We start from the raw sequence: 21,784 nt of genomic DNA on the forward strand, positions 1-21,784 counted from the left end.
CAGCAGGGTCGCGAGCTGCCCGCCCGCCGTGTCATGCGTGTGAACGTGCACGGGGACGTCGAACCGTTCGCGCAGCGCCGTGACCAGCTTCGCCGCCGCCGCCGGTCGCAGGAGCCCCGCCATGTCCTTGATCGCGAGGATGTGCGCCCCCGCCCCGACGATGCGGTCGGAGAGCTCCAGATAGTAGTCCAGCGTGTACAGCTTCTCGGCGGGGTCGAGGAGGTCGGCGGTGTAGCACACCGCGACCTCGGCGACAGCCGTGCCCGTCTCGAGCACTGCGGAGATCGCGGGTGTCATCTGGTCGACGTCGTTGAGCGCGTCGAAAATGCGGAAGATATCGACGCCCGTGGCCGCGGCCTCCTTCACGAAGGCCTCGGCCACGGCTGTGGGCCGCGGCGTGTATCCGACGGTGTTCCGCCCGCGCAGCAGCATCTGGATCGGAATGTTCGGCATCGCGTCCCGGAGCGCCTCGAGGCGTTCCCAGGGATCCTCCGCGAGGAAGCGCAGCGCGACGTCGTACGTCGCGCCGCCCCACGCCTCGACGGAGAGCAGCTGTGGGGTCATCCGGGCGACGTGCGGTCCGACGCGCACGAGGTCGCGCGTGCGCACCCGCGTCGCGAGCAGCGACTGGTGAGCATCGCGGAAGGTCGTCTCGGTGACCGCGAGCGCCTTCTGCGCGCGCAGCTGCTGCGCGAATCCTGCGGGGCCGAGCTCGTGCAGCAGGTCGCGGTTTCCCTTCGGCAGCGGGGCCTTGAGGTCGATCTGCGGCAGCTTGCTGCCCGGCGACACCGACAGCGGCTTCTCACCGTACGGCCGGTTCACGGTGACGTCGGCAAGCCAGTTGAGCAGCTTCGTCGCGCGGTCGCGCGAGGGGTTCCGACGCAGCAGTTCGGGGCGCTCCTCAATGAACGTCGTCGACACGTCGCCGGCGACGAAGGCCGGGTCTTCGAGCACGGCGCGCAGGAACGGGATGTTGGTCGAAACGCCGCGAATGCGGTACTCCGCGAGAGCACGGCGGGCCCGAGCGACGGTGGCCGGGAAGTCGCGACCGCGGCACGTGAGCTTGGCGAGCATCGAGTCGAAATGCGGGCTGATCTGTGACCCTGCAGAAGTCGTACCGCCGTCCAGACGGATGCCGGCGCCTCCGGGCGACCGGTAGGTGGTGATGCGGCCGGTGTCCGGGCGGAATCCCTGCGACGGGTCCTCGGTCGTGATTCGCGACTGCAGCGCGAAGCCGCGCAGGTGGATGTCCTCCTGATGCAGGCCGAGATCGGCGAGCGTCTCACCGGCAGCGATGCGCATCTGCGATTGCACGAGGTCGACGTCGGTGACCTCCTCGGTCACGGTGTGCTCCACCTGAATGCGCGGGTTCATCTCGATGAAGACGACCTCGCCCGTGCGGGGGCCCGCCGTCTCGAGCAGGAACTCGACCGTTCCCGCGTTGACGTAGCCGATGGAACGCGCGAACGCGACAGCGTGGGCATAGAGCGCCTCGCGGATGCCGGGATCGAGGTTCGGCGCCGGGGCGATCTCGATGACCTTCTGGTGGCGGCGCTGCACCGAGCAGTCGCGCTCGAAGAGATGGACCGTCTCCCCCGCGGCATCCGCCAGGATCTGCACCTCGATGTGCCGGGGGCGGATAACCGCCTGCTCGAGGAACACCCGGCCGTCACCGAAGGCCGCTGCCGCCTCACGCGAGGCTTCGGCGATCGCCGGTGGCAGCGCGTCGCGGGTCTCGACGCGGCGCATGCCGCGGCCGCCACCGCCCGCGACGGCCTTCACGAAGATCGGGAAGCCGATCTCGTCGGCGTGGGCGACGAGCGCGTCGACATCTTCGGAGGCGTCCGTCGAACGCAGCACGGGCACGCCGGCCGCGATCGCGTAGTCCTTCGCAGTGACCTTGTTGCCCGCCATCTCCAGCGCGCGGGCGGGCGGGCCGATGAAGGTGATGCCGTTCTCGGCGGCACGGGCGGCCAGGTGCGGGTTCTCCGACAGGAACCCGTACCCCGGGTAAATCGCGTCGGCACCCGAGGCGAGCGCAACTCGGATGATCTCCTCGACGTCGAGGTAGGCACGCACCGGATGCCCGGGCTCACCGATCTCGTAGGACTCGTCGGCCTTCTGCCGGTGCAGCGACCCGCGATCTTCCCAGGGGAAGACCGCGACGGTGCGTGCCCCCAGCTCGTATGCGGCTCGGAACGCGCGAATGGCGATTTCGCCGCGGTTCGCGACCAGGATCTTTCGGAACATGCTCACCTCTCGGAGAGTTGCCGGGGCGCGACATCGTGCCCGGGAGCGCCAAAGTGTCCTCACAGCCTAGGGGACGGTAACGTAGTGGTTCGTGCACGTTCTCTCCGTATCCTCACTCAAGGGGGGGGTCGGCAAGACGACCGTGACTCTGGGTCTCGCCTCAGCGGCGTTCGCCCGGGGTGTGCGGACACTCGTCGTCGACCTCGACCCCCAGTCCGACGTGTCGACGGGGATGGACGTCCAGGTTGCCGGGCGTCTCAACGTCGCCGATGTGCTGGCGAATCCGAAGGAGAAGGTGGTCCAGCAGGCCATCACAGCCAGCGGCTGGGCGAAGGTGCATCCGGGGACGATCGACGTCATGATCGGCAGCCCGTCGGCCATCAACTTCGACGGTCCGCATCCGAGCGTGCGCGATGTCTGGAAGCTCGAAGAGGCACTCGCGACGATCGAGGCGGACTACGACCTCGTCCTGATCGACTGCGCTCCATCGCTGAACGCGCTCACCAGGACCGCATGGGCCGCATCCGACCGTGTCATCGTCGTGACCGAGCCGGGCCTGTTCTCGGTCGCCGCCGCCGACCGCGCACTCCGTGCCATCGAGGAGATCCGCCGCGGCCTCTCCCCGCGCCTCCAGCCCCTCGGCATCGTCGTGAATCGCGTGCGCCCGCAGTCCATCGAACACCAGTTCCGCATCAAGGAGCTGCGCGACATGTTCGGCCCGCTCGTGCTCTCGCCCCAGCTCCCCGAGCGGACGTCACTGCAACAGGCGCAGGGCGCGGCGAAGCCGCTGCACATCTGGCCGGGAGACTCCGCGCAGGAGCTCGCGAGCGACTTCGACGCCCTACTCGACCGTGTCATGCGCACCGGCCGCATCGCCGCCGGCGAGCAGCGCGCCTGACACAAGCCCGGGTGTCGGGTCAGCTTCTCAGGGACACTGCCGCGCCGTGGGGCGGGAAACTCTGCCCCGAGATGCGAGACTTTCGGGTCAGCTTTTCAGCGGCGCTGCCGCGCCGTGGGGGCGAGAAAGTCTGGCACATGTTGCGAGACTTTCGCATCAGCTTTTCAGCGGCGCTGCCGCGCCGTGGGGGCGCGAAAATCTGCCTCAGGTGGCGAGACTTTCGGGTCAGGCGGAGCGCTGCGCCCGCCGGGCCGCGAGTTCGTCGACGGGATCCGGGACCTGCGGATCGAACTCGAGCAGCGTCGACTCCACCTCGTGGAGCACTTTGCCGACGGCGATGCCGAACACGCCCTGACCGCGGCTCACCAGATCGATGACCTCGTCGTTCGACGTGCACAGGTAAACGGAAGCGCCATCGCTCATCAGCGTCGTCCCCGCGAGGTCGCGGATGCCGGCCGCACGGAGCTGTTCGACAGCGGTCCGGATCTGCTGCAGCGAGATGCCGGTGTCGAGAAGGCGCTTGACGAGCTTGAGCACGAGGATGTCACGGAAGCCGTACAGACGCTGCGAGCCCGAACCGCTGGCGCCACGGACGGTGGGCTCGACGAGTTCGGTGCGCGCCCAGTAGTCGAGTTGACGATAGGTGATCCCCGCCGCTCGCGCCGCGATGGCGCCGCGATAGCCCACCTCGTCGTCCATCTGCGGCAGACCGTCGGTGAACAAGAGCTCGGTCGCGAAGGGTGCTCCTGCCGGGACGTCTTCCGCGGTCATACTCGCCTCCCGACGAACTCCAGTGTGTGATTCTGCGTAGTTCCACGCTAGATGAGCACCCGCCCTCCGGCAACGACATCCGCGTCCGGGACTGCGGCGTGTCGTGGACGCTTCACGTGCCGAGACGGTCCAGCCCGGCGTGCACGACGGCGGCACGCACCTCTTCCAATCGTCGCACGAGCTCGGGTGCGAGCTCCGCGGCGCGAGCACGCGAGGCGCCGTCCGTTCGCCGCAGCAGTGGCGCGAGCGCACTCTCCACGAGCGCCACCTCCCGCTCCGCGGCTTGCCGAAGACCCCGGATGTGGCGCGGCTGGATGGCGTGGGCCTCGAGCGCGACAAGAGCGCGCAGCACGCTCAACGCACGGTCATCGAAGCTGTCGGCGGCAGTGATCAGCCCCGCGGACACGGCGTCGTTCAGCAGCGCTTCCGATGCCCCCGCCGCCTGCAGCAACTCGTCGCGACGGTAGCGACGCGGCGCCGTCACGATCGATGCCGGGGGCGCGGCAGGTCCGGCCCCGCCGACCTCTTGCTCATCGAGGTACTCGCGAATGCGCCACAGCCGGAAGTCGTGGTCGCGCTGCAGCGTCAACGCGGTGCGCAGCCGCTCCATATCGGCGGGCGCGAACTTGCGATAGCCGGACTCCGTGCGCAGCGGCTCCACGATGCCCTGCACCTCGAGGTATCGCAACTTGCTGGCACTGAGATCGGGGAACTCCGGGGTCAGTCGCGCCAGCACCTGACCGATACTGAGGTAGCCCGCCGACGACGTGCGCGGACGGGAGGACGCTGCCGGAGTCACCCTCGAATCGCCTGATCCGAGGTCGCCTGGTCACGGTCGGTCGGCGACGCGAAGAAGTTCAAGCGGAACTTGCCGATGCGCACCTCACCCCCGTCGACGAGGACTGCGCGGTCGACACGTTCGCCGTTGACGTAGCTGCCGTTGAGAGAACGCTGATCGACGAGTTCGAACACGTTGCCGGTCCTTGTGATCTCGGCGTGCCGCCGCGATACGGTGACGTCGTCGAAGAAGATGTCGGCCTCGGGGTGGCGCCCGACCGTGGTCACGTCGGCATCGAGCAGGTAGCGCGCACCGGCCGTCGGGCCGGAACGGACCAGCAGCAGCGCCGACCGCGCGGGAAGGGCGTGGATCGCCTCGAGCTCGACGTCGGTGAGGTCGCTTCCGAACGGCACGAACGAGAGGTCGGAATCGTGCCCGAACGTCTGCGTCGTATCGGCGGGCCTGCCGTCGTCCGCGCCGCGATGGATGCCGCCGCCGGCGTCTCGGCTGTTGTGCTCCACGATGGCCTCCTCCCCCTCACCCTAACGGATCAGCTCCCACGGCGAAGCTCCGGATCCGTGGCAGAGCAACCGCGATTGTTGCACCGTGTGTCGGCCGACGCGACTTCGCAACGCCCACCGATCTAGCGTGAAGAGGGCCGGACAACCCGGCATCCGTCACCGCCTCGCAAAGGAGTCCACGTGTCCGCCTCGCAGAACCGCCTCACGCCCGCCCCGGTGCGTCAGGACGCGATCTGCATGTGCGCGCGCGGCGGCGCCTGCTCCTCATTCGCGCCGGGCCATGCCGTACACCTCATTCAGGCGCGGCTCGTATCGGCGACGCCGGCGGAATGGGTCGATGCGATCGTGACGACGACGGATGCCGACGAGGGCAGCATCGTGCTGCACACGCTCGACGGCTCGACGGTCGCACTGTGGAACGGCGCGGGGGCGTCGAGCGCGGTCACGGTCGGCACGCCGGTGGCGTACCACCCGCGCTATCACGTGCTGAGCGTCGGTGCGACGCAGTTCAACGCGCTGTCGCTGTAAGACGCGGCGACCAGGCGGCGGCTCAGGCGTCCGCCATGAGGGAGTCCTTCATCGCCATGCAGGCCTCCATGCAGGCCTGGCACGACTCGGCGCACATCTTGCACACCGGGCTCTCGTCGGCGTGCATCATACACATGTCCATGCAGGTCTGACACATCGCGATGCAGGCGTCGAGCATCGCCATCATCGACGCCGGCGTCATCCCCTGCATGCGCATCATCGACCGCATCATCGTGTTGCACATGTCGGCGCAGTTCATGCACGCCGGCGCGCAGTCCATCATCTGGGTGGAGCAGACCGTGCAGGCCTGCTCGCACGCGGCGCACGCGTCCATACAGGCCTGCATCATCGACATGTCCATCGCAGGCATGCCCGCCATCGTCGACTCGGACATCGCGTCCATCATCATCGTGTCCATGGGAAACCCCTTTTCCGTAGTCCCGGCGGACGGAGGTCCCCGAGCGGGTCGGGGCGGCCGCCTATGTCGCCATGGTATGCCTCCAGCCGGGTGCGCAACAGGCGTCGATAGGCTCTTCGGTGTGCTGTCACACAGAGTTCACACGGCGGGGCGTCGGGTCGCGCGCCGGCGCCGAAGTCCACTGCGGTGGGTCCTCGCCGTGTTCGTGGCGTTCGCGCTGACGTCGGTCGCCTCCCCCGCGTCGGCGCACGACGAGCTGATCGGGTCCGATCCGGCGGCGGACGCACACCTCGACGCCGTGCCGCAAGAGCTCCAGCTGACCTTCAGCGGCCTGTTGTTGGACGAGCCCGGCGCGACCCAGGTCGTCGTGACGGACGCCGCGGGCGCCGCGCTCACCGTCGACGACCCGGTTCTCGACGGGACACGACTGACTCAGGGGCTTACGGGGTCGGCATCCGGCACCGTGACGGTGGTGTGGCGTGTCGTCTCGAGCGACGGGCATCCGGTCTCGGGCGAGTTCTCATTCACGGTCGGGGAGGCCGAGGCGACGACGCCCACACCGACGGCGTCGCCCGCGCCCGCCGCTCCGGTCGAGGACGGGTCACGGGTGGGGTGGATCGTGCTCGGGATCGTGGCAATCGGCCTGCTCGGCGCCCTCGTCGCCGTGCTGCTGAGGAGGGCTCGCAACGCCCGCGAGGACAACTAGGCTGGGCTCATGCCTCATTACAACGTCGTCGTCCTCGGTGCCGGCCCCGGCGGGTATGTCGCGGCCGTCCGCGCTGCACAGCTCGGCCAGTCGGTCGCCATCATCGAAGAGAAGTACTGGGGCGGTGTCTGCCTCAACGTCGGCTGCATCCCCAGCAAGGCGCTGCTGAAGAACGCCGAGATCGCCCACACGCTCAAGCACAAGGCCGACTTCTTCGGCATCTCGGGCGAGTTCACCCTCGACTTCGGCGCGGCCTTCGACCGCTCGCGCGTCGTCGCGGAGGGTCGGGTCAAGGGCATCCACTACCTGATGAAGAAGAACAAGGTCACCGAGTACGAGGGCCGCGGGTCGTTCACCGGGCCGAAGGCGATCGCGGTGACCAAGGCCGACGGAAGCGTCGAAGAGGTCACGTTCGACAACGTCATCATCGCGACCGGCTCGACCGTGCGGCTGCTGCCGGGGGTCACCCTGAGCGAGAACGTCGTGACATACGAGGAGCAGATCCTCACGCGTGAACTGCCCGGCTCCATCGTCATCGTCGGCGCCGGCGCGATCGGCATGGAGTTCGCCTACGTGCTCACGAACTACGGCGTGAAGGTCACGATCATCGAGTTCCTGGATCGTGCGCTGCCGAACGAGGATGCCGACGTGTCCAAGGAGATCGCGAAGCAGTACAAGAACCTCGGCGTCGACATCCTCGTCGCCACCAAAGTCGAATCGGTCGTCGACGGCGGTTCATCGGTCACCGTGACCTACTCGGACAACAAGACCGGCGCGCAGGGGTCGATCACCGCCGACAAGGTGCTCATGTCGATCGGGTTCGCGCCGCGCGTCGAAGGCTTCGGCCTGGAGAACACCGGAGTGAAGCTCACCGAGCGGGGCGCCATCGACATCGACGACTACATGCGCACAAACGTTCCCGGCATCTACGCCATCGGCGACGTCACTGCCAAGCTCCAGCTCGCGCACGTCGCCGAGGCGCAGGGCGTCGTCGCCGCCGAAACGATCGGCGGGGCCGAGACGATGGCGCTCGGGGACTACAAGATGATGCCGCGCGCGACCTTCTGCTCTCCCCAGGTCGCGTCGTTCGGCTACACGGAGGCGCAGTACAAGGAGACCGGCCGCGAATATAAAGTCGCGACCTTCCCGTTCATGGCCAACGGCAAGGCGCACGGACTTGGCGAGCCGGTCGGTTTCGTCAAGCTCATCGCGGATGCCGAGCACCTCGAACTCGTGGGCGGCCACCTGATCGGCCCCGACGTGTCGGAGCTGCTGCCAGAGTTGACCCTTGCGCAGAAGTGGGACCTGACCGCGCTGGAGCTCGCCCGCAACGTCCACACCCACCCGACGCTGTCCGAGGCGCTGCAGGAAGCCTTCCACGGGCTGGCCGGACACATGATCAATTTGTAAGCTGTGCTCCACGACGAACGCCGCCCCAACCGAAGCCGGGGGCGGCGTTCGCCTGTCCCGCGGGAGTCTCCTTTGCCGCGAGAGAACAACTCCGCGCCGAGAGAACGGTCTTTACCCATTCTCTCGGCGCCCGGTTGTTCTGTCGCGGGGGTGAGCGACGGGTCAGCTTTTCAGGGGCGCGGCCGCGCCCTGGGGCGAGGAAACCTGCCTCGGGAAGGCGAGACTTTCGCATCAGCTTTTTCAGTGGCGCTGCCGCGCCCTGGGGCGAGGAAGTCTGGCTCATGTCGCGAGACTTTCGGGTCAGAGGCCGAGGGCGCGGCCGAGCTTCGAGGCGGATGGCGAGACGCGGCCACCGGCCTCAACCACCAGGCGGTCGGCGGCGGCGAACAGCGCAGCGCGGGCGGCGGGGTCGGCGGGAGCGGCGGGGCCGAGCTCGAGCTCCCACTCACGCCATGACGTGTCCACACCGCGGCGGAGGTCCGTCGCGGTGACGCGGTCGTCGACGAACTCCGCCACGACGGCGCCCGCGGCATCGTGCAGGGCGTAGGCGGTTCGCGCGTTGCGGATCCGTGCGAGCACGATGAACGGCGGCGCGGCGACCTCGGCGAGTGCGGCGAGGACGGCGTCCGGCACGACGGGGTCCGTGTCGGCATCGGCACCGACATCGCCCCGGTCATCGAGTGGGAAGTGCGTCTCGAGCTTGCCCTCGGCGGTCGACTGCTTGATGTGCCACCCTTCATCGGGACCGCCGGTGCGGCGCCGCAACGCGGTGAACGCGGCGGCAAGCCGGCCGTCGGGAGTGTCGAGATAGCGCGCGTCGAGGGCGCGGGGCTCAGCCTCACCGACGGACGCGATGCGGGGCAATCCCGTCCAGTCCGGCAGCGGCGTACCGTCCCCGACGTCGTACTTTCGCTCGATCTCCAGCGCCGAGAGGGGCTCGATGCTCACGCGGGGATCATTCGTTGCGGCGGTCATCGTCGTCGGCGTCGGGGTCGATCTCGTCCTCCGCCTCGAGGAAACGGAAGTCGGCAGAGGTCGGACCGTCGCCTTCCCCGGTGTTGGCCACGGCGCCCTCACGCTCGTAGACGACCTGCGTCTCGCTATACGGGAGGATCAGGGAACCCTGCGCCGCGTCGTCGACGGAAAGGACCTGCCCGTCGAGTGGGCCACCGTGAAGTCGTGCCAGAGCCATCCCAACCTCCTGTGATCGACTCATCTAGCCTACCCGCGATCTGTACCGGTTCGGAGGCGCCGACGTGTGGGTTCGTCGGCATCCCACCCGCGATTCGGCGCCTCCGACGCGTCCTACACACACCGCGTACCGCGCTCGATGCGCGCGACAGCGGCGAGTTGCGTCCGTTGCGTGCGCTGGTGCACTATTGCGGCGTGACCGGGCTGCGCGACTCCCCTGCAGTGGGGGTGTCGAGGGACGCCGGAGACGGCGACGCTGCCGCTGAGACCGACGTTCAGGCGGTCGCGCGATGAAGCCGTTCCTGCTGCTCGCGACGCGCGCCGAGGACGTCCCCGCCGACGAGGAGTACCACCTGTTCCTCCGGTTCACGGGGCTCGCGCCGAGCGAACTCGAGCGCCGCCGCCTGGAAGCGGAGCCGTTGGGAGCGATCGACCTCGACGACTACTCCGGGATCTTCGTCGGCGGCGGTCCCTTCAACGCGTCGGATCCGCCCGAGAAGAAGTCGCCGGTCCAGCACCGCGTCGAAGCCGAGATGTCGGCGCTGCTCGACGAGGTCATCGCGCGGGACTTCCCGTTCTTCGGCGCCTGCTACGGCATCGGCACGGTCGGTGCGCACGAGGGCGCCGTCATCGACGGCACGTATCGCGAGCCCATCAGCGTCATCGAAGTGCGCCGGACGGATGCCGGGGCCACCGATCCGCTGCTTGCCGACATGCCCGACACGTTCGCCGCGTTCGTCGGGCACAAGGAGGCGATCAGCACGCTCCCGGCATCCGCGACGCTACTCGTTGAGGGCAGCGCGTGCCCGGTGCAGATGTTCCGGGTCGGCCAGAACGTGTACGCGACGCAGTTCCACCCCGAGTGCGATGCCGACGGCATCTCCACCCGCATCCGGGCGTACGCCGGGTACGGCTACTTCGGCCCGGACGAGCTCGACCTCACGCTCGCCGCCGTACGGCGGCTGCCGGTGGTCCACACGGGCGGCATCCTGCGCCGCTTCGCCGTCCGCTACGCCCGGCCCTGAGCGGGGAGCGGGCCGTGCGCCGCAGACGTTTCGATTCGTCGCTGGCGCTCCTCGCGGGGCGACCGGGGGCTCACCCCTCCGTGCACCCCCGCGAGCGCAACGAGTCGAAACGCCGCGCAACCGTCGCAACAGCAGGCTGAACCGGCGTCGGGGAGCCGTCAGCGACCCCGTACGGACGATTCAGCCTGCTTTCGGAACAATCCAGGGCGCCGTCAACGGGTGGGGTGGGCGTGCCAGATGCGGTCGATGTAGTCGCGCATCGAGCGGTCGGACGAGAAGAACCCGCAGCGGGCCACGTTGAGGATGGCAGCGTGCGTCCAGGCATCCTGATCCGCGTACGCCTCGTCCACCTTCGCCTGGGCGGACAGGTACGAGGCGTAGTCCGCGAGCACCATGAAGCGGTCGTCGTACAGCAGGTTCGACACGATCGGCTCGAACACGGTCCGATCACCCCCCGAGAACGCGCCCGACGCGATGAGGTCGATCGCGCGGCGCAGGTTCTCGTCGTGCTGGTAGAACTCTGCGGGCTTGTAGCCGCGCGCCCACAGGGCCTCGACCTCGGGCTCGCTCATGCCGAACAGGAAGAAGTTCTCGTCTCCGACGAGCTGGCGGATCTCGACGTTCGCCCCGTCGTCCGTGCCGATCGTGAGCGCGCCGTTGAGGGCGAACTTCATGTTGCCGGTGCCCGAGGCCTCCTTGCCGGCCAGTGAGATCTGCTCCGACAGGTCGGCCGCCGGGATCAGGCGCTCCGCGAGCGTGACGTTGTAGTTCGGCGGGAACAGCACCTTCAGGCGCCCCTCGACGCGCGGGTCGTCATTGACGACCGACCCGACGGCATTGATGAGGTGGATGATCCGCTTGGCCATGACGTAGCCGGGCGCAGCCTTGGCCCCGAAGATCACGGTACGCGGCACGATGTCGGATGCTGCGACGCGCCCCGACACGACGGACTCGTACTGCGTCACGACGTGCAGCACCTTCAGCAGCTGCCGCTTGTACTCGTGCAGGCGCTTGACCATGACGTCCAGCAGGTGGCCGTCGCTGATCTCGAACTCGTCGCGCACGCGCAGCACTTCGCCCAGGCGCTGCTTGTTCTCGGTCTTGACCTCGGCGAACGCAGCACGGAAGTCCGGATCCTCGGCATAGGTCTCGAGCTCACGCAGCCGCTCCAGGTCCGTGAGCCAGCCCGCCCCGATGGCAGACGTGATGAGTTCGGACAGGCCGGGGTTGGCGAGCCGGATGAACCGCCGCGGCGTGATGCCGTTCGTCACGTTCGTGAACTTGCCGGGGTAGAACTCGTTGAAATCCGGCAGCACCTTGTCGCGCAGCAGCTGCGAGTGCAGTTCGGCCACGCCGTTGACCTTGGCGCCGGCGACGGTCGCGAGATACGCCATCCGGACGCTGCGCTCGGGGAACTCGCCGATGATCGACATGTTGCGGATGCGCATCTCGTCGTCGCCGAAGCGCTCGCGCACCTCGGCGAGGAACTCGTCGTTGATGCGGTAGATGATCTCCAGGTGCCGCGGCAGCAGCCGGCCGAGGAGGTCGACCGACCAGACCTCGAGCGCTTCGGGCAGCAGGGTGTGGCACGTGTAGGCGAAGCACTTCTGAGTGATCTGCCAGGCGGCATCCCACTCGAACTTGCGCTCGTCCACGAGGACGCGCATGAGCTCGGGCACGCCGATCACCGGGTGCGTGTCGTTGAGCTGGAAGATCACTCGGTCGGGCAGGTTCGCCAGGTCGAAGTCCGCGGGCAGCGTTGCGTCGAGAAAATCCCCGATGGATGCCGCGACGAAGAAATACTGCTGCTGCAAGCGCAGTTCCTTACCCTGCGGAGTGGAGTCCTCGGGGTAGAGCACCTTGGAGATGTTCTCGGCGTAGGTCTGGGCGCGGACGGCATCCTCGTAGTCGCCGGAGTTGAACACGCGCAGATCGAACGAGTCGGTCGCCTTCGCGCTCCACAGCCGCAGCGTGTTGACGCGACCGTTGTGATATCCGGGCACCATGTAGTTGTACGGCACGGCCTGCACGTACCAGCCGGGCACCCAGCGGGTGCGCAGGGTGCCGTCGTCGTCGTAGGTCTCGGTGTGACCGCCGAAGGAGATGCGCCGCGAGAACTCCGGGTGGGGGAACTCCCACGGGGAGCCGAGGGTGAGCCACGCGTCGGGCTGCTCGACCTGCTGGCCGCCCTCGAAGGTCTGCCGGAAGATGCCGTACTCGTAGCGGATTCCGTAACCCGTGTTGGGCACGCTCATCGTCGCGAGGGAGTCGATGAAGCAAGCCGCAAGGCGCCCGAGGCCGCCATTGCCGAGGCCGGGCTCGACCTCCTGCGCACGCAGGTCGTCGATGTTGATGCCGCACGCGGCCATCGCCTCGGTGGCGATGTCGGTCAGGCCCGACGCGAGCAGATTGTTGTCGAGCTGGCGACCGAGGAGGTATTCGGCGGAGAGGTAGCAGACGCCCTTCGCCTGCACCTCGCGCTGGCGACGGAGGTCTTCGAGCCAGCGGGCCATGAGATAGTCGCGGACGGTCAGCGCGAACGCGTAGTAGCGGTCGTTGTCGCTGGAAACCGACAAGGCGACGCCACGCTCGTAGTTGAGGTTCCGCAGGAACTGACGGACGAATCCGTCGACTGAACTCGCGGGGCCGGTCACCGGGGCGAGGGCGAGGGGATGGGTCGCACCCAGCGGGTGGCGTGCGGTGGTGGGACCGGTCACAGTCTTGGACGAGGTCTCGGGTGAGGTTTCGGGTGCAGACACGCATGAGAGGCTAACGCGCGCAGGGGGTTCCGCGCACATCGAGCGGCCGTACTTCACGAGAGCATTACCTGCTCGTTACACGCTCTGCCTTCGTCCGTTCGGCGGCCTCCGCCTCGCGCGCGGCCTGCAGCTCCGCGGCTGCGCGCGCGACGGCATCCTCCGCCGTCTGTACGCGCCGCTGGGCGAACGTGGATGCGCCGTAGCGGACACGGACCCGGTCGGCATCCTCCCGGACGAGCGTGTACACGTAGGCCGAGGCGATGAGGATCACCTGTGCAGACAGGTTGATCCACAGCAGGAGCGCAATTAGCGCGGCGAACGTCGCGAGCAGGGGGTTCGACGACGCTCCTCCGACGAACAGCCCCGACAGCTGCTGGAGCACCGTGAGCCCCACGGCGCCGAGCAGCGCACCGATCCATAGCGCCCTCGCCCGCGCCTTGACCCCCGAAAGCACGCGGAACAGGACCGCGATGGCGACGGCATCCAGCACGAAGGTCACGCCGATCGCCAGCCACCGGCTGCCCCACGATACGAGCGGGTGACCGGCGCCCACGCCGAGCCAGTCCGCGACGGCGCCCAGTCCCGCCGTCCCGAGCATCGTGACCGCTGCCGACGCGGCGAGGGCGCCACCGACGCCGATCGCGAGCGCGAGGTTTCGCAGCATCACGAGCCAGAAGGGGACGTCGTCGATGCCACGGTCGCAGATGACACGGATCGCCGTCCGCAGCGACCCGATCGCGCCGATCGCGGCGCCGACGAGACCGACCAGCGAGAGGATGCCGGCGATCGACAGTCCCACGGGGACATGGATGCTGTCGGGGTCGACGAGGCCGCCGTCGCCCACGAGCCCCGGGATGGCGTTGTCGACCGCGTCGATGAGGGCGTTCCACGCCTGCATGTTGCCGGCGAGCCAGAGCGCGGCGATCGAGAACCCCAGCAGCACACCGGCGAACACGCTGAAGAGCGTGCGGTAGGTGATGCTGTCGGCGAGCAGGGCGCCACCGCGCTCGCTGTACCGCAGAAAGGCGCGGACAGGCGTCAGCGACAGCGCCCAGGCGATCGCGCGCGAGATGTCCATGCCACCCAGGTTATGGGTGTCTGCGGGCGCGGCGGCGGGGGTTGACAGCGCGCCGGGGGCCGCTCGTCACGGCGCGCCGCCGACCGCCGTTGGCGACAGCGAGAAGCCCACGAGTGCGGGACCGGCGAAAACCCCGATCCAGGCACCGAGGAGCATGAACGGGCCGAAAGGGATGCGGGACGTGCGGGTGGCCCGCCGCGCGATCAAGAGCACGGCCCCGAAAATGCCGCCGCCGATGAAGGCGGTGAACGCTCCGACGAGCAGCTGCGGCCAGCCGAGCCAGCCGAGCCAGGATCCGAGGGCGCCCGCCAGCTTGACGTCTCCGAATCCCATGCCCCGGGGAGACGAGACGGCGAGCGCGAGGAAGAAGACCCCGAGGCCCGCGAACCCCGCCGTCGCTTGCAGGAGCCGCCCCCACTCCCCCGTGAGAATCGAAGCGATGACGAGGGCGACGACGGTGACGACGTACGACGGAAAGACGATCGCGTTCGGCAGCCGGAAATGCTCGAGATCGATCAGCGCCAGGGCGATGCTCACCGCCGCCCAGTACAGCAGCAGCGGCACGACGACAGCCGGATAGACGCCGCCATACGCGCCGAGGGCGACGAGGACGAAAGAGGCCGCGGTGCCGAGGGCGAGGAGCAGCCGCCGCATCGAGACGCGCGGGCGGCGCTCCGAGTCGGCACCCCCGGGTTTCGTGATGCTCACACCGCGCGGCACCCGCCACACGACGACGTCGAGGAACCATCCGACGAGGCCCCCGAGCACCACCGCGAACGAGACGACGAGCCACGAAGGCAAGAACGCTGCCGTCGTCATCCGTCGAACCCGAGCCGCAGCATGGGGTCACCCTACCGTCGGACGAAGGCTCGCAGGCGCGACGAAAGGGGCCGGGTATGCTCCCCCGGCCCCCTTCGCTGCGGTGCGTCAGGCCTTGGCCTTGGCGCGACCCTTCGCGACCTTCACCGTCTCATCGGTGCCGGTCGCAGCTTCGCTCGCCTCGTGCGTGCCACGCCGCGAGGCGCGGACCTCGTCGAAGGAGGTGCCGTAGTACGCGGCCTCCATGAGGGTCTTCATGTCGGCGAGCATCGGCATGCGCGGGTTGGCCGGCGCGCACTGGTCCTCGTACGCGGCCATCGCGAGCTTGTCGAGCCCCGCGATGAATGTCGCCTCGTCGACACCCTGCGCCTGGAACGACCGCTCGATGCCGACGCGGTCGCGCAGCTCCTCGACGGCACGGGCGTAGCTCTCCACGCCCTCCTCCGGCGTCGCCGCCGGAAGGCCCAGGTGCTTCGCGATCTGCTGGAACCGCTCGGGTGCGATGTAGCGCTCGTACTTCGGCCAGCTCGTGAGCTTCGTCGGCACCTGCCCGTTGTAGCGGATCACGTGCGGCAGGTACACCGCGTTGGTCCGCCCGTGGATCAGGTGATAGGTCGCACCCGTCACGTGCGCCATCGCGTGGACGATCCCGAGGAACGCATTGCCGAAGGCCATGCCGGCGAGGGATGCCGCGTTGTGCATCGTCTCACGGGCGCGGATGTCGTCGGCATCCGTCGAGTTCGGCTGCGCCTTCGTGCTGCGCTCGATGTTCTCGAAGATCAGCTTGATGGCGTGGAGGGCGAGCCCGTCGGTGTAGTCGTTCGCGTAAACCGAGACGTACGCCTCGGTGGCGTGGGTCAGCGCGTCGAACCCGGCGTCGGCGACCAGGAACCCGGGCAGCATCTTGGTGAGCACGGGGTCGATGATCGCGACCGACGGGGTCAGCGCGTAGTCGGCGAGGGGGTACTTCATGCCCGTCACGTCGTCGGTGATGACCGCGAAGGGGGTCATCTCGCTACCGGTGCCCGAGGTGGTCGGGATGCAGACGAGCTTCGCCTTCTTGCCGAGCTCCGGGAACTTGAACGCGCGCTTGCGGACGTCGAAGAACTTCTCGCGCATGTCGGAGAACTCGATCTCGGGGTGCTCGTACAGCAGCCACATGACCTTGGACGCGTCCATCGGCGAGCCGCCGCCGAGGGCGACGATCGTGTCGGGCTGGAACTGACGCAGCAGCTCCGCACCCGCCTTGACCTCGCTGACCTTCGGTTCGGGACGGACGGTGCTGATCAGTTGCACCTGCACGCGGTTCTCACGACGGTTCAGCACGTCCATGACCTTGTCGACGTAGCCGAGCTTGGTCATCGTCTCGTCCGTGACGATCGTCACGCGCTCCACACCCCGCATGTCGGCGAGGTAGCGCACGGCGTTCGGCTCGAAGTAGGTCTTGGCGGGGACCTTGAACCACTGCATGTTGTTGTTGCGCCGACCGATGCGCTTGACGTTCAAGAGGTTCACCGCCGAGACGTTGTTGGAGACCGAGTTGTGGCCGTAGGAGCCGCAGCCGAGGGTGAGGCTCGGCATGAACGCGTTGTAGATGTCGCCGATGCCACCGAGTGCGGACGGGCTGTTCTCGATGATGCGCACGGCGCGGACGACCTCGCCGAACTTCTTGATCACGGCATCGTCGTTCGAGTGGATGGCACCGGAGTGTCCGAGACCATCGAACTCGACCATTTCCCGGGCCAACTCGATGCCCTCGTCGGGCGTGGCGGCGCGGAGCACCGCGAGCACGGGGGCGAGCTTCTCGCGCGTCAGGGGCTCCTGCGGGCCGACGCCGGAGACATCGGCGAGGATGATCGACGTGTCCTCGGGAACCGTGAAGCCGGCGTGCTCGGCGATCCACTGCGGCGACTGGCCGACGACGGTCGGGTTCAGCTTCGCACCGGCGCAGTTCTCGCTGTTCGCGGCGACGCCGAAGATGAACTCCTCGAGCTTCTGCTTCTCTTCCGCGTTCGCGCGGTAGGCGTGCAGCCGCTCGAACTCGGCGAGCGCCTCGTCGGCGACCGGCGCGTCGAGGATGACCGCCTGCTCGCTCGCGCAGACCATGCCCATGTCGAACGACTTCGACAGGACGATGTCGTTGACGGCACGGCCGACGTTCGCGGTGCGTTCGATGAAGGCGGGGACGTTGCCCGCGCCGACGCCGAGGGCCGGCTTTCCGCAGGAGTATGCGGCACGGACCATCGCGTTGCCGCCGGTGGCGAGGATGAGCGCGACGCCGGGGTGGTTCATGAGCGCGCCGGAGGCCTCCATCGAGGGCTCCTCGATCCACTGCACGCAGTTCTCCGGGGCGCCGGCGGCGATCGCCGCGTCGCGGACGATCTTGGCGGCGGCGACCGAACACTTCTGCGCCGACGGGTGGAAGCCGAAGATGATGGGGTTGCGGGTCTTGAGGGCGATGAGCGACTTGAAGATGGCGGTCGAGGTGGGGTTCGTCACCGGCGTCAGCGCACAGATGACGCCGACCGGGTCGGCGATCTCGGTGATTCCCGTCAGCTCGTCGTGCGAGATGATCCCGACCGTCTTCTGGTTGATGATCGAGTTCGTCACGTGCTCGCACGCGAAGATGTTCTTCACGGCCTTGTCCTCGAACAGGCCCCGGTGGGTCTCTTCGACCGCCTGGACAGCGAGTTCGCCGTGGTTGTGCAGTGCCGCCACGCTCGCCTTGCGGACGATGTGGTCGACCTGCTCCTGAGTGAATGATGCGTACTCTGCGAGCGCGGCTTGTGCGCCTTCGACCAGAGCATCGATCGAGGTGGACATTGTGGGTCTCCTACCCGGCGCGGACACCGTGTCCACGTCATCGCTTTCCGGGTCCGAGGGGCTCTCGGGCCTGTCTTGCGATCAGTGTAACGCATGTGGTCTGACCACACAAGAAGCATGGCGGCGTACCCTCGGAACATGGACGAGAGCAGCATCAACTTCCACACGCGCAAGTGGGTCCGACCCGAGGATCTCAATGCGAACGGGTCGCTGTTCGGCGGCAGTCTGCTGCGCTGGATCGACGAAGAGGCCGCGATCTACGCGATCGTGCAGCTCGGCAACTATCGGGTGGTCACCAAGTTCATCTCGGAGATCAACTTCGAGTCCTCAGCAGAACTCGGCGACCTCATCGAGATGGGCCTGATCGCGACCCGATTCGGCCGCACCTCCCTGACGATGCGGGCGGTCGTGCGCAACATGATCACCCGCAAGCGGATCCTCACGATCGACAAGATCGTCTTCGTCAACATCGGCGAGGACGGCAAGCCGGCACCGCACGGCTACTCGTCGATCACCTATGCCCGCGACCGGACGCCCCACCAGCACCTCGAAACCGGATCGATCCACCTCCCGGCGGCGCCGACCGACGGTTCAGAGGAGGGCTGAACGCGGTGCCGGTGACGGATGCCGTGCGTCTCGGCATCCGTCACCGGCATCCGCCATTGGCTACTTGATCGACCCCCGCGTGACGCCCGAGATCACCCAGCGCTGCGAGAAGATGTACACGATCAGCAGCGGCGCCATCGCCATGAGGTACGAGGCGAACGCCACCGTGTAGTCGGTGTTGTACTGCCCCTGGAACACGTACTGCGCGAGCGAGAGCGTGCGCGCGCCGGGATCGGTGAGCACGACGAGCGGCATGATGAAGTCGTTCCACGCCCACACGCAGGTGAGGATGCCGACCGTCGCGTTCATCGGGCCGAGGAGCGGAAACACGATCTTCCAGAACACACCCCACGTCGACGCGCCGTCGACGCGTGCCGCCTCTTCGAGCTCGATCGGGATCGAGCGGATGAACGCGGTGTAGATGAAGATGTTCAGCGACAGGCCGTAGATCGTGTAGAGCACGATCATGCCCGCCTGGTTGTCGAGCCCCAGCAGCGAGGTCTGCTTCACGAGCGGGAGCATGATGATCGGGAACGGCACGAACAGGGCCGCCAGCAGGTAGAAGTAGACGCCCTTGAAGAACCGCCGCTGCAGATTGCGCGCGAGCGCCCACGCGACCAGCGAACTCGTCAGCAGCGTGAACACGACCGAGCCGGCCGTGATCAGCGCCGTGTTCGCGAGCGCCTGTGGGAAGCTCGTGCGCTGCCACGCGTCGGCGAAATTCTCCCAGCGGATCGGCGACGGCAGCTCGAAGCCGGTACCGTCCGCCAGTTGCTGCGGCGTTTTCAGCGCCACGGCCACGGCGAGGTAGAGCGGGACGAGCACGGTGAGCGAGCACACCGCCACGAAGGCGAAGGCCCACCAGTTCATCCTGCGGGTGTCGTCGTCCGCCTCGCGGCGACGGCGACGCGGCGGGAGTGCGACGCCAGCGGTCTGCGGGGAGACGGGGGTTGCGGTAGTCATCAGAAATCGGCCTCTCTGCGCTGAAGGACTCGGAACTGCAGGAGCGAGACGATGGTGATGACGATGAAGAACACCACCGCGTTCGCGGTCTGGTAGGCGAACTCTCCGCCGGAGAAGCCGCCTTTGAAGATCAGCATCGTCACCGACTCGGTCGAGGTCCCCGGTCCCCCGTTGGTGAGGGCGACGATGGGGTCGAACACCTGCAGGAAGCCCTTCAGGCTCAGCACGACGTTGATCGTGAAGAAGGCGCTGATGAGCGGGAAGGTGATCGAGCGGAAGCGGCGCCACGCGGTGGCTCCGTCGAGGGATGCCGCTTCGTACAGCTCCGCCGGGATCGTCTGGAGGCCGGCGATGTAGATGATGATCGAGAACGCGCACGCCTGCCACACCGCGAGCGCGACGATGGCCGTCCACGCCCAGTCCGGATTGGTGAGGATGTTGTCCGCGAACAGCGGGATGCCCGAGAGGATCTTGGGCAGCGAGTTCGAGAAGATGAACTGGAAGACGTACCCGATGATGAGCACGGCCAGCACGTAGGGCACGAAGTACACGCCGCGCCAGAAGTTGCGGGCGGCGATCTTCGCGTTCAGCGCCATCGCGATCGACAGCGAGAAGACGTTCGTGAGGACGGTAGCGACGATGGCGAACAGGAACGAGAAACCGTACGCCTGGAGCACGCGGTCGTCGCGGAACAGGTTGATGTAGTTCGCGATGCCGACGAAGTTCCACTCCCCGTACCCCGCGTAGTTCGTCAGGCTGAAGAACACGCCGACGAGCACGGGCAGCGTGTGGAACGCCGCGAACGCAATGACCGCGGGCCACACGATCCAGTAGTAGGCACGTGGTGCGAAGCGCTCGGCGGTTCGCACGGTCTTCGGCGTCACGGCGCCCGCCTGGGCCGCGGGTGCCGCCTGGTCGATGGTGGTCATCTCACTCCTCCGTCACGGGGATCGTGCGAGCGGCGACCTTGCGCCACTCGTTGTCGAGCGTGCGCAGCGAGGGCCCGGCGTCGCCGTCGAGCACGGCCTGCTGCACGATGCCGGTCAGCGGGATCGCCGTCGGCACCTGATGGTCGATGAAGCCGGTGATCTTGCCGGCGTCGAAGTAGGGCGCGACCGACTGCAGCGCGGGGTCGTCGCTGAGCTTCGCGCCGATGACCGACGGGATCATATTCTGGGACGCGGCGAACTCCTCGATCACCCCGACCTGGAACAGGTAATCGATGAAGCGCAGCGCCTCCTCTTGGTGTGGTCCGTTCTTGCCCATCGTGACGACGACGTCGACGCCCGAGACGAGCAGGCGGTCGTCGGGATCTTCGGGAACCGGATAGGGGAAGATCGCCGCCGGGATGTCGGGGTTGATCTTCTTGATCGGGCTGAGCGCCCAGATGCCCTGCATCAGCATCGCGACCTGACCGTTCGCGAACAGTGCGCTGCCGTCGTCGTACGAGGCGCCGCGGTAGCCGCTCTGCGCGTACCCGTACAACTGTGCCTGCTTGGCCATCGCGTCGGCGAAGTCCTTCTCGAACGACACCGGAGAACCAGGCCCGAGGTCGGCACCTTCGGCGCGCATCTCGTCGAAGAACCCGTCCTGCGTCGCATACGCGCCGAGGGCGTTCCACGACGGCATGACGGTCCACGAGTCGGCGAGCGTGCCCGCGAACGGCGTCACACCGGCGGCCTGCAGCGCGTCGCAGACGGCGATGAGCTCGTCCCACGTCTGCGGCACCTCGAGGCCCAGGTCGGCGAAGATCTCGGTGTTGTAGATGATGCCGTTCGCGTTGTTGACATAGCCGAGCCCATTGACCTCGCCGCTGGCGTTGCCGAGCGCGGCCAGGATCTCCTGCACGGCGGGATTGATCGTGTCGAGGACCGGCTCGTCGCTGAAGTCGTAGAAGACACCGGCCTGTGCGAGCCTGCCGAAGTTGCCGTTCGCGTTCAACGTGATGACGTCGGGGACGCGGTCTTTCACCAGCAGCGTGCGGATCGCCGTCTCGGAGTCGGCGACCTGGTTCTGCACGATCCTGATGTCGGGGTTCTCGGCTTCGAAATCGGCGATGATCTGGTTGAAGTCGTCGAGGGCCTCGCCTTTGAACTGGAAGAAGTTGAGCGTCGTCACCCCCTCGCCGCTCCCCGGCCCCGATGCAGAGCACCCGCCCAACGCGGTGATAAGCCCGAGCACGCCGGCGGTGGCCGCCGCGGCCCGGATTGTTTTCGATCTCATGTGCGCCTCCTCGCGCG

Annotated in this window: 20 protein-coding genes; 6 read left to right on the top strand and 14 right to left on the bottom strand. The window is 67.8% G+C overall.

Annotated features, from left to right (window positions below):
• Positions 1–2,250 (bottom strand): pyruvate carboxylase (locus WBP48_RS05025; RefSeq protein WP_424437090.1); only part of this gene is annotated, 2,250 nt, incomplete at its 3' end.
• A 91-nt stretch (positions 2,251–2,341) separates the two neighbouring features.
• Between WBP48_RS05025 and WBP48_RS05030 the strand changes: the two genes are divergently transcribed.
• The gene (locus tag WBP48_RS05030) at positions 2,342–3,148 is read left to right on the top strand and encodes a ParA family protein (protein ID WP_424436991.1); all 807 of its coding nucleotides are present in this window, start codon (positions 2,342–2,344) and stop codon (positions 3,146–3,148) included.
• A gap of 225 nt (positions 3,149–3,373) precedes the next feature.
• Here WBP48_RS05030 and WBP48_RS05035 read toward each other — a convergent pair whose 3' ends face one another.
• The 3 genes from WBP48_RS05035 to WBP48_RS05045 all read right to left on the bottom strand — a co-directional run bounded on the left by WBP48_RS05035 (position 3,374) and on the right by WBP48_RS05045 (position 5,218).
• The gene (locus WBP48_RS05035; protein WP_424436994.1) at positions 3,374–3,919 is read right to left on the bottom strand and encodes a MerR family transcriptional regulator; all 546 of its coding nucleotides are present in this window, start codon (positions 3,917–3,919) and stop codon (positions 3,374–3,376) included.
• Between the two features lie 112 nt (positions 3,920–4,031).
• Entirely contained in the window at positions 4,032–4,718 is a 687-nt protein-coding gene (locus WBP48_RS05040; RefSeq protein WP_424436997.1) for a MerR family transcriptional regulator, read from the bottom strand.
• The gene (locus WBP48_RS05045) at positions 4,715–5,218 is read right to left on the bottom strand and encodes an FHA domain-containing protein (protein ID WP_424437000.1); all 504 of its coding nucleotides are present in this window, start codon (positions 5,216–5,218) and stop codon (positions 4,715–4,717) included. The genes WBP48_RS05040 and WBP48_RS05045 overlap by 4 nt, the downstream gene beginning before the upstream one ends.
• 180 nt (positions 5,219–5,398) lie before the next feature.
• Here WBP48_RS05045 and WBP48_RS05050 point away from each other — a divergent pair, with 180 nt between their 5' ends.
• Positions 5,399–5,746: a hypothetical protein gene (locus tag WBP48_RS05050; protein ID WP_424437003.1), complete on the top strand. Its 348-nt coding sequence runs from the start codon at positions 5,399–5,401 to the stop codon at positions 5,744–5,746.
• A gap of 22 nt (positions 5,747–5,768) precedes the next feature.
• Here the strand turns inward: WBP48_RS05050 and WBP48_RS05055 are convergent, their stop codons facing one another.
• The gene (locus WBP48_RS05055; protein ID WP_424437006.1) at positions 5,769–6,164 is read right to left on the bottom strand and encodes a hypothetical protein; all 396 of its coding nucleotides are present in this window, start codon (positions 6,162–6,164) and stop codon (positions 5,769–5,771) included.
• Between the two features lie 121 nt (positions 6,165–6,285).
• Here WBP48_RS05055 and WBP48_RS05060 point away from each other — a divergent pair, with 121 nt between their 5' ends.
• Both WBP48_RS05060 and lpdA read left to right on the top strand, forming a co-directional pair.
• Entirely contained in the window at positions 6,286–6,870 is a 585-nt protein-coding gene (locus WBP48_RS05060; protein ID WP_424437009.1) for a copper resistance CopC family protein, read from the top strand.
• Between the two features lie 9 nt (positions 6,871–6,879).
• Complete coding sequence (gene lpdA / locus WBP48_RS05065; RefSeq protein ID WP_424437012.1) at positions 6,880–8,280, top strand: dihydrolipoyl dehydrogenase; 1,401 nt, start codon at positions 6,880–6,882, stop codon at positions 8,278–8,280.
• Between the two features lie 300 nt (positions 8,281–8,580).
• Here the strand turns inward: lpdA and WBP48_RS05070 are convergent, their stop codons facing one another.
• Both WBP48_RS05070 and WBP48_RS05075 read right to left on the bottom strand, forming a co-directional pair.
• A complete protein-coding gene (locus WBP48_RS05070) occupies positions 8,581–9,228 on the bottom strand; it encodes a CYTH domain-containing protein (protein WP_424437015.1) in 648 nt (215 codons plus the stop codon).
• A 7-nt stretch (positions 9,229–9,235) separates the two neighbouring features.
• On the bottom strand, positions 9,236–9,472 hold the full coding sequence (locus WBP48_RS05075) for a response regulator (protein WP_424437018.1): 237 nt from the start codon (positions 9,470–9,472) through the stop codon (positions 9,236–9,238).
• Between the two features lie 289 nt (positions 9,473–9,761).
• On the opposite strand from WBP48_RS05075, the gene WBP48_RS05080 reads away from it, so the two are divergent.
• On the top strand, positions 9,762–10,496 hold the full coding sequence (locus WBP48_RS05080) for a glutamine amidotransferase (protein ID WP_424437021.1): 735 nt from the start codon (positions 9,762–9,764) through the stop codon (positions 10,494–10,496).
• A gap of 212 nt (positions 10,497–10,708) precedes the next feature.
• Here WBP48_RS05080 and WBP48_RS05085 read toward each other — a convergent pair whose 3' ends face one another.
• The 4 genes from WBP48_RS05085 to adhE form a co-directional block, all read right to left on the bottom strand.
• Positions 10,709–13,183 carry a glycogen/starch/alpha-glucan phosphorylase gene (locus WBP48_RS05085; RefSeq protein WP_424437093.1) on the bottom strand — a complete coding sequence of 825 codons (2,475 nt, stop codon included), beginning with the start codon at positions 13,181–13,183 and terminating at the stop codon, positions 10,709–10,711.
• A 136-nt stretch (positions 13,184–13,319) separates the two neighbouring features.
• Positions 13,320–14,333 (bottom strand): YihY/virulence factor BrkB family protein, encoded by a 1,014-nt coding sequence (locus WBP48_RS05090; RefSeq protein ID WP_424437024.1) that lies wholly within the window; start codon positions 14,331–14,333, stop codon positions 13,320–13,322.
• Positions 14,334–14,399: 66 nt separating this feature from the next.
• Entirely contained in the window at positions 14,400–15,152 is a 753-nt protein-coding gene (locus WBP48_RS05095) for a prepilin peptidase (RefSeq protein ID WP_424437027.1), read from the bottom strand.
• A 108-nt stretch (positions 15,153–15,260) separates the two neighbouring features.
• Positions 15,261–17,975 carry a bifunctional acetaldehyde-CoA/alcohol dehydrogenase gene (gene adhE / locus WBP48_RS05100; RefSeq protein ID WP_424437030.1) on the bottom strand — a complete coding sequence of 905 codons (2,715 nt, stop codon included), beginning with the start codon at positions 17,973–17,975 and terminating at the stop codon, positions 15,261–15,263.
• Positions 17,976–18,113: 138 nt separating this feature from the next.
• Here adhE and WBP48_RS05105 point away from each other — a divergent pair, with 138 nt between their 5' ends.
• A complete protein-coding gene (locus tag WBP48_RS05105) occupies positions 18,114–18,581 on the top strand; it encodes an acyl-CoA thioesterase (protein ID WP_424437033.1) in 468 nt (155 codons plus the stop codon).
• Positions 18,582–18,641: 60 nt separating this feature from the next.
• Here the strand turns inward: WBP48_RS05105 and WBP48_RS05110 are convergent, their stop codons facing one another.
• From WBP48_RS05110 to WBP48_RS05120, 3 genes are read right to left on the bottom strand one after another with little or no spacing between them, the layout of a single operon-like run.
• Positions 18,642–19,544, bottom strand: coding sequence for a carbohydrate ABC transporter permease (locus WBP48_RS05110; protein WP_424437036.1), 903 nt, complete (start codon positions 19,542–19,544; stop codon positions 18,642–18,644).
• A complete protein-coding gene (locus WBP48_RS05115) occupies positions 19,544–20,473 on the bottom strand; it encodes a carbohydrate ABC transporter permease (protein ID WP_424437039.1) in 930 nt (309 codons plus the stop codon). Before WBP48_RS05115 ends, WBP48_RS05110 begins: the two co-directional genes overlap by 1 nt.
• Position 20,474: 1 nt before the next feature.
• Positions 20,475–21,767, bottom strand: coding sequence for an ABC transporter substrate-binding protein (locus WBP48_RS05120; protein WP_424437042.1), 1,293 nt, complete (start codon positions 21,765–21,767; stop codon positions 20,475–20,477).
• Positions 21,768–21,784 lie beyond the last annotated feature (17 nt).

Origin of the sequence: Microbacterium sp. (assembly GCF_049661145.1) — a bacterium.
In the GTDB taxonomy this organism is placed as follows: Bacteria; Actinomycetota; Actinomycetes; order Actinomycetales; family Microbacteriaceae; genus Microbacterium.